Here is a 13,691-nt window from a genome sequence, read left to right on the forward strand (position 1 = left end):
GACATTTACCCGACATTCCGCGAATTCACCGGCTTATTCAGAAAAAGGCTCCAGTACCCGAAGCGCTTTATCAATCGAAGAAATTCCTTCAAAAGTAAGCAACAATCGCAGTCCGTTTCGGGTTTGTTTTTCCTTCATCGTTACTTTTTGTGGGTGGCTTTGCACGTATTGAAGCACTTTGGTGAAAGCTGCACTTTGGTAAAAGCCACTCTGCTGGTTTGCCACAAAATAGCCCACCATTTTTTTCTGCTTCATCACAACGCGTTCCAAGCCCATGGAAATTGCAATCCATTTTATGCGAACGCTGTTCAGCAAATCCTCAGCTTGTTTTGGCATTTCCCCAAAACGGTCGAGCAATTCTTTTTCAAATTTTTGAAGTTCGATTTCGTTTTTCAGCTCGTTCAGTTTCGTGTAAAGATTGAGCCTTTCGGTAATATTGTTGACGTAATCATCCGGAAACAACAATTCAAAATCGGTATCGATGGTCATTTCCTTCACGAAATTTTTCTTCGGGCCTTCCGTTTCTTCATAAAGACTTTTAAACTCTTTATCTTTCAATTCCTCAATGGCTTCGGCAAGAATTTTTTGATAGGTTTCAAAACCGATTTCATTTATAAATCCGCTTTGTTCCCCACCCAACAAATCGCCCGCCCCGCGGATTTCCAAATCCTTCATCGCAATATTGATCCCGCTTCCCAATTCTGAAAATTGCTCCAAAGCTGTAATTCGTTTTCGGGCTTCATCCGTCATTGCTGAATATTCCGGAGTTATAAAATAACAAAAGGCCTTTTTGTTGCTTCGGCCCACACGACCGCGCATTTGATGCAAATCTGAAAGGCCGAAATTATTAGCATTGTTGATGAAAATAGTATTCGCATTTGGCACATCCAAACCGCTTTCAATAATGGTTGTGGAAACCAAAACGTCGAATTCATTATTCATAAACCGAAGCATCAAATCTTCCAGTTTTTTGCCATCCATTTGCCCGTGGCCGATACCAATTTTCGCATCTGGCACCAACCGTTGGATCATTCCGGCGACTTCTTTTATATTTTCAATTCTGTTGTGAACGAAGAAAACCTGCCCACCGCGCGAGATTTCATACTGAATGGCATCGCGAATGCTCTCTTCCCCAAAACGGATCACATGTGTTTCAACTGGATAGCGATTTGGAGGTGGAGTAGTGATTACCGAAAGATCGCGCGCGGCCATCAAACTGAACTGCAAGGTACGCGGAATAGGCGTTGCAGTGAGTGTAAGCGTATCAACATTTTCTTTGATGGTCTTCAACTTGTCTTTTACGGCTACGCCGAATTTTTGTTCCTCGTCAATAATCAAAAGTCCCAAATCTTTAAATTCAACCGTTTTATTTACCAATTGATGTGTGCCGATAACGACATCCAGCTTGCCGTTTTTCAATTCCTCCAAAACCGTTTTTCGTTCTTTTGCGGTTCTAAAACGGTTGAGATAATCAACTTTTACGGGCATTTCCGAAAGCCGTTCGGAAAAAGTTTTAAAATGCTGAAAGGCCAAAATTGTTGTCGGAACCAAAACCGCTACCTGTTTTCCATTGTCAACCGCTTTAAAAGCCGCCCGAATCGCGACTTCCGTTTTTCCAAAACCTACGTCTCCACAGACCAAACGGTCCATCGGGCGTTCGTTTTCCATATCTTTTTTTACGTCTTCGGTTGCCGTACTTTGGTCTGGGGTATCTTCGTAAATAAAGGACGATTCCAATTCGGCCTGCAAATAACTGTCCGGATCAAAAGCGAAACCTTTCAGCGTGCGGCGTTTCGCGTATAATTCAATTAAATTAAAAGCGATTTCCTTTACGCGGGTTTTGGTTTTTTGCTTCAGTTTTTTCCATGCGTCGCTGCCCAATTTGTAGATTTTGGGTTCCTTTCCATCTTTGCCGTTGTATTTTGAAATCTTGTGCAACGAGTGAATGCTGAGATACAAAATATCGCGCTCACCGTAAAAAAGCTTAATGGCTTCCTGCATTTTTCCCTCAACTTCAATTTTCTGGAGACCGCCAAATTTCCCGATTCCGTGGTCGATGTGCGTTACGTAATCGCCCACTTCCAGATTGGTAATTTCCTTTAGTGTAATTGCCTGCTTTTTGGCGTAGCCATTTTTCAGTTGAAATTTATGGTAACGCTCAAAAATTTGATGATCGGTATAACAGACAATTTTTAAGTCGTCATCAATAAAACCCTGAAACAGCGGAAATACAATGGTTTCAAACTGTTTTACATCCAAATGTGCGTCCTCAAAAATGTCGTGAAAACGCTTTGCCTGCTGTTCACTGCTACAAAAAATGTAGTTTTTATAGCCTTTTTCAGAATTGTCGTTCAAATTTTCAATAAGCAAATTGAATTGTTTGTTGAAGGAAGGCTGAGGTTTGGTATTGAAGGAAATCGAATCTGAACTCGCAATCGAAGAATTTTTTAAATGAACCGTTGTAAATCCATTTAACTGCTGTTTCAACAATTCCGAAGTGCAGAACAATTCCGAAGGTTTTGCGCGTTTTATTTCCGAATCAATTGCATTGAAAGCCTCAGTTGCCTTTTTAAAAAGGTTGTCGATGGCGCTGCTAAAAAGTTCTTCGTTTTTCAGAAAAACCACCGTTTTTGAAGCGATGTATTTCAAAAAACTCTCGCGGCTTTCGTCCACCATTTTGTTTTCCACATTTGGAATTATGGAAACTTTTTTAACCTGTTGCAAAGAAAGCTGGGTTTCCACATCAAAGGTGCGGATGCTATCCACCTCATCGCCAAAAAATTCAATTCGGTACGGTTCGTCATTACTAAAACTGAAAACGTCCAAAATACCCCCACGAACCGAAAATTCGCCCGGTTCGGTTACAAAATCAGTTCTTTTGAAACGATATTCAAATAAAACCTCATTTACAAAATCGATGGAAAGTTGGTCGTTTACGGCAATTTTCAGCGTGTTTCGCTCCAATTCCTTTCGAGTTACAACTTTTTCAAAAAGCGCTTCGGGATAGGTTACGATCAGTGCGGGTTTTTTTCTCGAATTTATTCTGTTTAAAACCTCGCTTCGCAACAAAACGTTGGCGTTATCGGTCTCTTCAATTTGGTACGGCCGCCGATAACTTCCCGGGTAGAAAAGCACATTTTGGTCACCCAACAAATTTTCGAGATCGTTTAAATGATAAGCAGCTTCTTCCTTATCATTAAAAATTAAAAGAAAAGGCAGTTCCGAAGTAGAAAAATTCTCAGAAATTACAAGCGAGAGCGAAGAGCCGACAAGACCCGAAACTTGAATTTTATTTTCGGAAGAAAAAATAGCTTCCCCCAGTTTTCGCGCTTGCGAAGACTGTGAATAAAGCGAAGTAACAAGTTTTTTGCTCATCGAGCGGCAAAGATAGTATGCATTATCAATTTACAAAGAGCAAATTCAAACTTTATCATTTTACTAACACACATAACTTAGCCCTTTCCTTATTTTCGGTTTATGGCAATAAAAGAATATGATGTTTTTGTAATAGGCACCGGCACGGCTGGGAAAAATGTGGCGTACGATTGTGCCGCCGAAGGAATGAAAGTAGCAATTGCCGACAATCGTGAATTTGGAGGAACCTGTCCAAATAGAGGCTGTGACCCAAAAAAGGTAATCTACGGAATTACGGAGGCAATACACCTTTCTGAAAATTTAAAGGGGAAGGGAATTATGTCCGTTCCGGAAATAAATTGGGCGGATTTGCAGAAATTTAAATCAACTTTTACCGATGCCGTGCCCGCTTCCACTGAAAAAAAATTGAAGGAGGCGGGGATTGATATGTTCCACCAATCTCCAAAGTTTTTGGATGAAACTACCCTTTCGGTTGAAGGAAAAACAATAAAGGCGAAGAAAATAGTTATCGCTACCGGTCATAAACCTATGGAGCTGAAAATTCCCGGCAGGGAACATTTGAAAGTGAGCGACGATTTTTTGGAATTGGAAGAACTGCCGGAAAATATTGTATTTGTGGGCGCGGGTTATATCGGGATGGAATTTGCGCATATTGCCGCGCGATGTGGCGCAAAGGTTACGGTAATTGAGTTTGAGGATCGACCCCTTGGGCCTTTTGAAGCCGATATAGTTTCTCATCTCACCAAAGCTTCGGAAGATTTGGGAATTAAATTTATCTTCAATGCAAAGGTTTCCGAAGTTGAAAAACTTCAAAAAAATTACCGAGTTTCATTTCAGAAAAATTCAAAAACCGAAACCATTACCACGCAAATGGTTTTTAACACTACCGGCCGCGTTCCATCTATCGACGAATTAGATTTGGAAAAGGGAAATGTTGCTTTTGAAAAAGGTGGAATTTCGGTGAACGAATTTCTTCAAAATACTACCAATAAAAATGTATATGCTTGTGGCGATGTTTCGGCAAGCGGGGCGCTTCCATTAACGCCAACTTCTTCACAGGAAGCGCGAATTGTCTCATTAAATATCAGAAAAGGAAATCATACAATAATGGATTTTCCGCCGGTACCTTCGGTGGTTTTTACTATTCCGCAGTTGGCATCAATTGGCTTAACTGAAGAAGAAGCAAAGAAAAAAGGCTACGATTGTGTGGTGGAATATAAAAGTGTGCCAAAATGGTTTAACGCCAAACGTATCAATGAAGAAATTTACGCGTATAAAACAATTGTGGATAAAAAGCGAAATATTGTGTTGGGCGCACATATTATTGCTCCGCAAGCGGGAGAAATGATCAATCTATTTGTGCTCGCAATGTGCGGAAAACTCACTACTGAAAACATAAAAGCCATGATTTTTGCCTACCCAACTTGGGGGAATGATATAAAAGGAATGGTCTGATTGATTTTTGATTGTTGATTGACGATTTTAGATTGCTGATTTTTTTGTCCTTTTCTCTTTTTGTCCTTCCGCCATCGGTCTTACTTCTTATGCCTTTTTGAAATATTCCCTGCATTTATTCATCGGATTTGTGTTTCTATTTTTAAATCCATGGTAGCTGCTGCTCACAAATAAAACCGCTGCAACGGCAATGGCAGAGTAGGCTACTGTTTTACTCACATCCCAATTGGCAACCGCAATAGCAGCCAAAGCCCAAACTCCCACCAAGGCAAATTCGCGCATATTTCTTCGCCATGTAACAACAAGGTTTATTATTCCTGCAATAATTATCATAGTTACTGCCCACGAAACTTCACTGTAACCCCAAGCGTCCCAATCAATACTCGTTAAATATGCCGCGACATTGGCAATACTTGCAACGGTAACCCATCCGCTGTAAAAAACAAAGGGCCAACAAAGAAAGGAAATCACCGAAATTGGCGCGTCCCATAGTTCCATCCGGTTGTTCATCACAATTTTTAAAAGTGAAAAAAGAAGAACGAAAATCGCCAAAATAGAATACTCCATAAATCCGTAAAGCCAAAATGTAATCCACATCATATTTGCAAAGCACGAAAGCACAAACCACCAGCCGGTTTTTATTATAAAATCATCATCGCGCACTTTTGTGAAAAGACTTCGGCTTTGGTAAATTATAAATCCCAAAAGCATTAAATATATCAATCCCCAAATGGAAAAAGCATATCCTGCCGGTGTAAAAAGATTTTTTGAGGATTCCGAAATTTCTCCAATGGTAGTATCATTTATTGCGCCGGTATTCGATAAATAATTCACCAAAACCATCGCAATAAACATGACAATATTGGCTATTTGTAGTGTTTTTTTCATAGTTAGTTATTTGTGGAAACGCATATAACTTCACCTTCGACAATGGCAAAAACCTCATCGTTTTTTGAAGGCTTTAAAACATGCTTCCCCGTAAAGTTACCAAAAGCAGGAAGAATTAAACCGTTAACGGATTTATAAAAACAGGCAAATCGCAAATATTGGCGGCCCACTCCCCGCATGCGAATGCCCGGATGCACATGGCCCGAAAAATTGAAAGTTCCCTTTATTTCAGAGGGATGGTGGGTTAAATGAAAGCCTTCCAATAACAATTCATCAAAAACCTTCACCCCCAAATCTTCATACAAATACTGCGGAATTATATCATGGTTGCCCGAAATAAGAATCACTTCAGCTTTTGTGTATTCCACCCATTTTTCAAAATCCTGCCATTCCTCATTAATTTTACTGTGAAAAAGATCCCCCAAAAAACAAATGGTTTTTGGTTCAAAATGATTTGAAATTTCAGTGAGTTTTTCCAGATTTTGAAATGCCGCATTGGCGGGAACGGGCGCGCCGTGCTTTCTGAAATGGGCCACCTTTCCCAAGTGCACATCGGCTATCAGCAGCATTTTTTTTTCTTCCCAAAAAATGGCTCCGCTGGGGTGAAGGGTAAATTGGTGGGAGTTTATTTGTATTTGCTTCATCTGGTTGCAAAGATAAAACAACCCAAAGACTTCAAAAATTCTTAGTTCTTCTCCAATTGCAACGTCATCCTTTTTATTCTATCCGCCAATTTTTCTGAAGAAAGCTTTGCCCGTAATCCGTCGGTAATTATCGGGAAGCTGAAGGGCGTGGCCTTTTCGCACTGTTTCCAAATAATATTTTGTGAATTGATGCGTTCCAAAGCCAACCGCAGCCGACCTTCCTCCAATTGATGCTCAAAAGTTTCGCGATAGGCTTGCAGATACAAAAGATTGTTGGGTTCGTAATCGCGGAACACGTCAAACAAAAGTTGGCTGCTGCTTTGCAAATGTTTCGTTTTGATTATTTTATTTGGATAACCTTGAAAAACCATTCCGCTAATCACCGCGATATCACGAAATTTTCGGCGGGCAAGTTCGGTGTAATTCAAACTTTTTTGAAGATCGTCGTAAAGATATTCCGCTGAAAAAAGGTTATTGTCCAAAACAGTTTGAATGTCCAAATATTGATCGCTCAACAGTTCAAAACCATAATCGTTATAAGCCAACGAAAATGAAATAGGCGACAGCAAACTGATGCGGTACGCCAACAGACTGCTCATTGCCTCGTGCACAAACCGTCCTTCGAATGGATAAAAAAGTGCGTGATAGCCCTCTCGGGTTTTGAAGGTTTCAATCAAAAATTCGTCCTCGCCGGGGACGATGCTTTCCTTTTCCTGTCTGTTAAATATATCGCTCAGCGCCTTTAATTCCGGAGTGTTTCGTTTGTGATCGGCTTCGCTCTGCATTTCTTCCCGAAGAATTTTACTCATTTGTGAAGAAAGTGGCAAACGCCCACCCAAAAAGCTGGCTACTTTTCCAGATTTTTTGGTCGATTTTCGAACCTGTGCCTGCATTTGCCGCAATCGAACCAATTCCAAAGTGCGACCTGCAAATACAAAACTATCGCCGATTTTCAATTTGCTGATAAACCATTCCTCAATGGTGCCGATAAAACCACCCGTTACATATTTTACGTGCATCATTGAGTCGCTCACAATTGTGCCGATACTCAAGCGGTGCATCATTGCAATCTGTCTGCTTTCAACCTTAAAAAGGCCTTCGGGTGTAACCTCCACTTTTTTGTATTCTTCGTAAGCTTGCAAACTTTGGCTTCCGAGAGTGATAAAATTGAGGCACCATTTCCATTGTTCCTCGGTAATTCCCTGAAAACAGAAGGTTTGTTGAATTTCGGGGAAAATGTCCTTCGGGAAAAATCCGTTGCCCACTGCGAGTGTAACCAAATACTGAATAAGCACATCGAAACTGAGCAAATACGGCATTCTATCTTCCACAACTTCTTCTTTTACGGCTCTTTTTAAAGCTGAAGCTTCCAGCAATTCCAGAGCGTGCGTGGGCAAAAAATAAATCACAGATGGTTCGCCGGGCCGGTGGTTGCTACGTCCTGCCCGTTGCAGAAATTTTGCCACGCCTTTCGGTCCACCGATTTGGATAACCGTTTCAACCGGTGCAAAATCGACCCCCAAATCCAAACTAGAAGTGGCAACAACTGCAGTCAACGATTCATTGCGGATGGCCTGCTCCACCCACAGTCGGGTGTCTTTGCCGATGCTGCCGTGGTGCATTGCTATTTCGCCAGCAAATTCTGGATGCTTCTCCAATATTTTCTGAAACCAAACCTCACATTGCCCTCGGGTATTCGTAAAAATAAGAGTGGTTTTACTGGCTTTTATTATGGGAATTATTTCTTCCAAAAGGTGCAAACCCAAATGTCCACGCCAGGGAAAGGTTTCCATTTTCTTCGGAATTATCGAACGTACTTCAATCTTTTTTTTCTGATTGGCCTTAATTAAAACGGCATTTTTTCTGAATTCCGGATCCATTCCCAACAGTACATCCTGCGCCTCTTCGAGATTTCCGATAGTGGCCGAAATACCCCAAATTCTCAAATCTTTTGAAACGGTTTTCAGTCGCGAAAGTGCCAACTCCATTTGTACGCCACGCTTGCTTCCCAAAAGTTCGTGCCATTCGTCTACCACAATAGCCGTGAGGGTTTTGAAGATTTTATCATACCCTTTTGAAGCCAATAAAAGCATCAAGCTCTCGGGGGTTGTAATCAACAAATCGGGCATTTGTCGCTTTTGTTTTGCACGTTCGCTCTGCGGGGTATCTCCGGTACGGATACCAACCGTTAAACCAGTTCCCAAATCATCGGCAAACCGTTGCGCCGCTTGGTGTATTTCAACCGAAAGTGCACGCAGGGGTGTTATCCATATTGCCTTCAGCCCTTTTTGATGTTTCGTTTTGTAATCTGGATTTTCCTTTAAATATTGAAGCACAATCGGCACCCAAAGGGCGTATGTTTTTCCGCTTCCCGTAGGTGCATTTAATAATCCATGCTTGCCATCCAAAAATGCTTTCCAGGTTTGTTTTTGAAATGGAAAAGACTTCCAATTTTTTGATTGAAACCAATCCTCTGCAATTTTAATGAGTTCCGATTGTTTCATTTTGGGATAAGCGCTTTTAAATCCGATAAGGTATTTGCTTCTTCAATCGGCTTATCTTTTCGCCAACGAAGAATCCGCGGAAAACGGGTGGCAATACCACTTTTATGGCGACTACTTTCAGCGATTCCTTCAAAGGCGATTTCAAAAACATGTTGTGGGGTTACGCTTCGCACGGGGCCAAAACGTTCCAAGGTATTTCGTTTTATCCAGGCATCTACCTGCCGGAATTCCGCATCGGTCAATCCGGAATATGCTTTTGCGAATGTGACCAATTCGCCTTCATCCCAAAGCGCAAAGGTGTAATCTGTATAAAGGTTTGCGCGTCTTCCGTGGCCACGCATCGCGTAGGTTAAAACAGCATCAATGGTGAAAGGATCGATTTTCCATTTCCACCAATCCCCTTTTTTTCTTCCTACCAAATAGGGCGAATCCTTTCGTTTCAACATTAAACCTTCGCTTCTTTTTTCACGGGAAAGATCGCGTTCGGCGGCAGCTTCTTCCCATGTTTCAAAATTCATTGTTTCGCTTAAATAGATTCCAACTTCCTCGGAATTTATTTTTTGGATCATTCCGTCCAAAATCTCTCTTCTTTCCGAAAAAGGTTTTTGCCGAATATCCTCTCCTTTCCATTCCAACAAGTCGTATGCATTAAGAATTACCGGTGTTTTTTTCAGAAGTGCTTTGGAAATATTTTTTCTTCCAATCCGGGTTTGAAGGGCATTGAAATTGCCAATTTCCCCTTTTCCAAAGGGAAGAATTTCGCCATCTATAACAGTTCCGTTGGGAATGGCTTTCAGAAAATTTTGAAACTCGGGATATTTATCGGTCACCAATTCCTCGCCGCGGGACCACACGAAAACCTCATCGTTTCTAATAATAACCTGACTTCGGATGCCGTCCCATTTATGCTCAAAACTCCAATCTGAAATCGGGCCCAAATCCTCCTGAAAATTGTCCTCAACCGCATAAGCCAAATAAAACGGATAGGGTTTGCTGAGATAATCTTCATCATTTTGCTCGAGAATCAGCTTTTTATAGGTTGTTTTTTCGGGCGTCCAATCGCCCATTAATTTGTACGCCAAAATATCTTCATCTATTCCCGTAGCTTTTGAAAGTGCGCGGGTCATCAGTTTTTGGCTTACGCCGATTCTAAAACTTCCGGTCAATATTTTGTTGAAAACAAAACGCTCAAAATAATTCAGCGGCAACCAATTGTCGTGCAGATATTTCTTTTTTTCTTCTTCGGGAAGCGTACGCAGTTCAATAATTTCTGAAACAAATTCTGCAAGGGATTTGTCGGAATGTTCTTCCGAAGTGGGCAAAATCAGCGCAATCGTTTCCGCCAAATCACCAACAATGTGATAGCTTTCCTCAAAAAGCCAAAGCGGAATACCGCTGATTTCCGTAGCCCAAAGTCGGAGAAGCGTTGTATTAACGGGACGTTTTGGCCGACGATGTGAAAGGATGGCGATGGTCCAAAGTTTATCGGCTTCATTTGCATTTTGGAAATACTCCGTTAGCGCGGCTACTTTTTCATTGGTTTTATTGGTGCTGTCGAGTTTTTTTATGAGTTGGGCAAAGTCTTTCACGGCTTAATCTTCATTTTCAATTTTCTTTTCAATTTCGGCGCTTTCTTCCTCGTATTGGGTTTTTTCGGTGCGGGCGTCGTAACCTAATTCTTCTCGTAAATATTTCGCGAAAATGTCTGTATAACCGTGTGTTGCGATTACTTTTTCGCAACCCGTGGCATCAATCGCCGAAAGCAAACCTTCCCAATCGGCGTGGTCGCTGAGTACAAATCCGCGGTCAATGGCCCTTCTTCTGCGTGCGCCTCGAAAGGTCATCCACCCGCTGGCGGAAGCGGTCACAAAAGGTACAAATCTTCTAATCCAAGTACTCCCGTGCGCACTCGGTGGCGCCACTATTATATTTCCTTTTATTTCCTCTTTGGGAGTTTCCCTGGTAATTAAAGTAGTTTCGGGCAATTCGTAAAATGGTCGCACCACTTCGGTCATATTTTCAACTGCACCGTGGGTGTATATTCTTCCGATGGAAGTATCGAGATTCTTCAGCAAACGCTGGGCTTTTCCCAAACTATAACCAAATAGAATTGATGTTCGGCCTTCACTTTTATTGGTAGCCCACCAATTATTTATATCCTTAAAAACTTCCGCTTGCGGCTCCCATTTAAAGGCCGGCAAGCCAAAAGTGCATTCCGTGATAAAAGTGTGGCATTTTACGGGTTCATAGATTTCAGCGAGACCGTCATCTTCGGTTTTGAAATCGCCCGTAAAGACCCAGACTTCACCTTTATATTCCACACGAACCTGCGACGAGGCAATAATATGGCCGGCTGGATGGAGCGAAAATTTTACTCCGTTAATGGTGAAAGATTCGTTCCATTCCTTCCCGGTAACTGCAATATCGCCCAACCGATGCTTTATAATGGGAACATTGTTATGGTGCGTTATGTACTTTTTATGCCCCCCCCGGCTATGGTCTGCGTGGCCGTGGGTAACGATGCATTTATCGACCGGACGCCAAGCGTCAATGTAAACGTTGGCCTTTTCGCAATAGATTCCTTTCTCATTAAAAGATAAAAGTGGTTCTCTCATATTTTTAAGTAGTGCTTTAAAAATACTGAAAGCTTGCATTGCTTCATTTATAATTAAGAAAAGTTTAGGGTGAACTGCTTAAAAGAGTAGTAGAAAAAACATGAACATAATACTTCGCTTTGCCCGCAATTCGTTTTATATTTGCACAATAAAATCAAATTATGTCATTTACAGATCTTTTTGAAAGTGGGGAACATTCCCGAAATTTAGGGCATTTTGCTTCTATTGCAAATATTGCTTCAGTTGATGGTGAAATTAATTCCGAAGAGGAAAAAATGTTGAAGCGTTTCGCGCGCAAGTTGGATATTGAACAAGAAGAATATGAAGCAGTGCTTAAAAATCCTTCAAAATACCCGATCAATCCACCTAATGATGCGGAAAGGCGGTTAGAGCGTATCCACGATTTGTTTGAAATGATTTTTGCCGATCATGAAATTGATGACCACGAACGTTTTTTAATTGAAAAGTACGCCATTGGCCTTGGCTATTCTGCTGAAATTGCGCAAGATTTAATTAAAAGATCAATTGCAATATACAGTGGTGGTTTAAGCCTTGAGGATTACCGTTATTTACTTAATAGAAAAGATTAATTCTTTTTTACGAACTTAGAAACCCGTGGTGAAAGCTTCGGGTTTTTTATTTTGCATTTTTCATAAATTCTTCAGCCTTTTCCACCATTTTTTTGCTTCCCGTGAAAAAGGGCACGCGTTGGTGCAGTGTTGTAGGCTGAATATCAAGAATTCTTTCAAAACCATTGCTGGCCTTACCTCCCGCCTGTTCGGCAATCATCGCCATTGGGTTGCATTCATACAATAGCCGCAGTTTTCCGTTTGGATCTTTGGACGTATTGGGATAAATATAGATGCCGCCCTTAATCATATTTCGATGAAAATCTGAAACCAACGATCCTATATAACGAGAAGTGTACGGACGGTCTTCCTCTTCCTTTTGGCAATATTTTATATAATCCTTTACGCCTTGGGGAAAATGGACGTAATTCCCTTCGTTAACCGAATAAATATTTCCGTTTTCCGGAAATTTCATATTTGGGTGGGAAAGATAATACGTACCTATCGCAGGGTTCAGTGTAAAGCCATTTACGCCGTGTCCGGTTGTATAAACAATCATGGTTGAGGTACCGTAAACAATATAACCCGCAGCTACTTGATTGCTTCCGGGCTGAAGAAAATCCTCAATGGTAACGGGTGTTCCCTCGGGTGTGATTCTTCTATAAATTGAAAAAATAGTTCCCACGGAAACGTTTACGTCAATGTTTGAGGAACCGTCCAGTGGGTCCATCAACACCACATATTTATTATCGTTTTTTTCGTTCCGTCCTTTAATAGTTATAAAGTGGTCTTCCTCCTCACTGGCAATTCCACAGACAATCTCACGGTTGGTGAGCGTATTTATAAAAACTTCATTCGCAAAAACATCTAGCTTTTGCTGGTCTTCGCCCTGTACGTTCGTATCGCCAGCGGCACCCAAAATATCTACTAAACCGGCTTTGTTTACCTTGTGATTTACAACTTTTGCTGCTAAACGGATTGAATTTATTAATCGGGAAAGTTCGCCAGAAGAGTATTTGAATTCGCTTTGGTTTTCAATTATAAACTCGCCAAGCGATTGATTTATTTTTGCCATGGGGTTGAAGATATCCTGAATTTGAAGCAAATATCGGGATTTTTAAGAAATTGAACCGATATTTGCAAGGCTAATTAATTTTTGAAATGATGAAAGTAAGAGAAGCCGTAAAAGAAGACATGCCACAAGTATTGGAACTCATAAAAGAGCTTGCTATTTTTGAGAAGGAACCCGATGCAGTTGAAATTTCAGTGGCAGATTTGGAACGCGAAGGTTTTGGCGAAAACCCGCTTTTTACTTGCTTTGTTGCAGAATTTGATGATGAAATTGTTGGCGCGGCCTTGGTATATTTCCGCTTTTCAACTTGGAAAGGCAGGACGCTCCATTTGGAAGATTTAATTGTAAAAGAAGCCCAGCGCGGCAAGGGAATAGGTGAGGCACTCTACAAACAAGTGATGCGGTTTGCTTATGATCGCGGCCTAAAACGCGTAGCATGGGATGTTTTGGATTGGAACAAAGGCGCAATACGTTTTTATGAACGAAGCGGCGCCCATATCGTGAAAGATTGGCGCGTGGTACATATGGATGAAAAGGGCCTGAAAAATTATATAAATTCATAAAATAAA

10 protein-coding genes are annotated in these 13,691 nt (G+C 41.2%); 3 read left to right on the plus strand and 7 right to left on the minus strand.

Annotated features, from left to right (window positions below; all coding sequences use genetic code 11):
* Positions 1-33: 33 nt before the first annotated feature.
* Positions 34-3,375 carry a transcription-repair coupling factor gene (gene mfd, locus JK629_RS04620; protein WP_202337450.1) on the minus strand — a complete coding sequence of 1,114 codons (3,342 nt, stop codon included), beginning with the start codon at positions 3,373-3,375 and terminating at the stop codon, positions 34-36.
* Positions 3,376-3,477: 102 nt separating this feature from the next.
* Here mfd and JK629_RS04625 point away from each other — a divergent pair, with 102 nt between their 5' ends.
* On the plus strand, positions 3,478-4,830 hold the full coding sequence (locus tag JK629_RS04625; RefSeq protein WP_202337451.1) for a dihydrolipoyl dehydrogenase family protein: 1,353 nt from the start codon (positions 3,478-3,480) through the stop codon (positions 4,828-4,830).
* An 87-nt stretch (positions 4,831-4,917) separates the two neighbouring features.
* Here the strand turns inward: JK629_RS04625 and JK629_RS04630 are convergent, their stop codons facing one another.
* From JK629_RS04630 to JK629_RS04650, 5 genes are read right to left on the minus strand one after another with little or no spacing between them, the layout of a single operon-like run.
* The gene (locus tag JK629_RS04630) at positions 4,918-5,718 is read right to left on the minus strand and encodes a tryptophan-rich sensory protein (protein WP_202337452.1); all 801 of its coding nucleotides are present in this window, start codon (positions 5,716-5,718) and stop codon (positions 4,918-4,920) included.
* Between the two features lie 2 nt (positions 5,719-5,720).
* Positions 5,721-6,362, minus strand: coding sequence for a ligase-associated DNA damage response endonuclease PdeM (gene pdeM, locus JK629_RS04635; RefSeq protein WP_202337453.1), 642 nt, complete (start codon positions 6,360-6,362; stop codon positions 5,721-5,723).
* 41 nt (positions 6,363-6,403) lie between these two features.
* Positions 6,404-8,866: a ligase-associated DNA damage response DEXH box helicase gene (locus JK629_RS04640; RefSeq protein ID WP_202337454.1), complete on the minus strand. Its 2,463-nt coding sequence runs from the start codon at positions 8,864-8,866 to the stop codon at positions 6,404-6,406.
* Positions 8,863-10,455, minus strand: a complete 1,593-nt coding sequence (locus tag JK629_RS04645; protein ID WP_202337455.1) for an ATP-dependent DNA ligase — start codon at positions 10,453-10,455, stop codon at positions 8,863-8,865. Before JK629_RS04645 ends, JK629_RS04640 begins: the two co-directional genes overlap by 4 nt.
* A 3-nt stretch (positions 10,456-10,458) precedes the next feature.
* A complete protein-coding gene (locus tag JK629_RS04650) occupies positions 10,459-11,481 on the minus strand; it encodes a ligase-associated DNA damage response exonuclease (RefSeq protein WP_202337456.1) in 1,023 nt (340 codons plus the stop codon).
* A 161-nt stretch (positions 11,482-11,642) separates the two neighbouring features.
* Here JK629_RS04650 and JK629_RS04655 point away from each other — a divergent pair, with 161 nt between their 5' ends.
* Positions 11,643-12,071, plus strand: a complete 429-nt coding sequence (locus JK629_RS04655; RefSeq protein WP_202337457.1) for a tellurite resistance TerB family protein — start codon at positions 11,643-11,645, stop codon at positions 12,069-12,071.
* A gap of 46 nt (positions 12,072-12,117) precedes the next feature.
* Here the strand turns inward: JK629_RS04655 and fbp are convergent, their stop codons facing one another.
* The gene (gene fbp, locus JK629_RS04660; protein WP_202337991.1) at positions 12,118-13,125 is read right to left on the minus strand and encodes a class 1 fructose-bisphosphatase; all 1,008 of its coding nucleotides are present in this window, start codon (positions 13,123-13,125) and stop codon (positions 12,118-12,120) included.
* An 89-nt stretch (positions 13,126-13,214) separates the two neighbouring features.
* On the opposite strand from fbp, the gene JK629_RS04665 reads away from it, so the two are divergent.
* The gene (locus tag JK629_RS04665) at positions 13,215-13,685 is read left to right on the plus strand and encodes a GNAT family N-acetyltransferase (protein WP_202337992.1); all 471 of its coding nucleotides are present in this window, start codon (positions 13,215-13,217) and stop codon (positions 13,683-13,685) included.
* Positions 13,686-13,691: the final 6 nt, after the last annotated feature.

The organism is Aequorivita iocasae, assembly GCF_016757735.1.
Taxonomy (GTDB): Bacteria; Bacteroidota; Bacteroidia; order Flavobacteriales; family Flavobacteriaceae; genus Aequorivita; species Aequorivita iocasae.

What these genes read in the sequence shown, in the direction of transcription:
- mfd (WP_202337450.1), bottom strand. Translation starts at nt 3,375, where the DNA reads ATGAGCAAAAAACTTGTTACTTCGCTTTATTCACAGTCTTCGCAAGCG.
- JK629_RS04625 (WP_202337451.1), top strand. Translation starts at nt 3,478, where the DNA reads ATGGCAATAAAAGAATATGATGTTTTTGTAATAGGCACCGGCACGGCT.
- JK629_RS04630 (WP_202337452.1), bottom strand. Translation starts at nt 5,718, where the DNA reads ATGAAAAAAACACTACAAATAGCCAATATTGTCATGTTTATTGCGATG.
- pdeM (WP_202337453.1), bottom strand. Translation starts at nt 6,362, where the DNA reads ATGAAGCAAATACAAATAAACTCCCACCAATTTACCCTTCACCCCAGC.
- JK629_RS04640 (WP_202337454.1), bottom strand. Translation starts at nt 8,866, where the DNA reads ATGAAACAATCGGAACTCATTAAAATTGCAGAGGATTGGTTTCAATCA.
- JK629_RS04650 (WP_202337456.1), bottom strand. Translation starts at nt 11,481, where the DNA reads ATGAGAGAACCACTTTTATCTTTTAATGAGAAAGGAATCTATTGCGAA.
- JK629_RS04655 (WP_202337457.1), top strand. Translation starts at nt 11,643, where the DNA reads ATGTCATTTACAGATCTTTTTGAAAGTGGGGAACATTCCCGAAATTTA.
- fbp (WP_202337991.1), bottom strand. Translation starts at nt 13,125, where the DNA reads ATGGCAAAAATAAATCAATCGCTTGGCGAGTTTATAATTGAAAACCAA.
- JK629_RS04665 (WP_202337992.1), top strand. Translation starts at nt 13,215, where the DNA reads ATGAAAGTAAGAGAAGCCGTAAAAGAAGACATGCCACAAGTATTGGAA.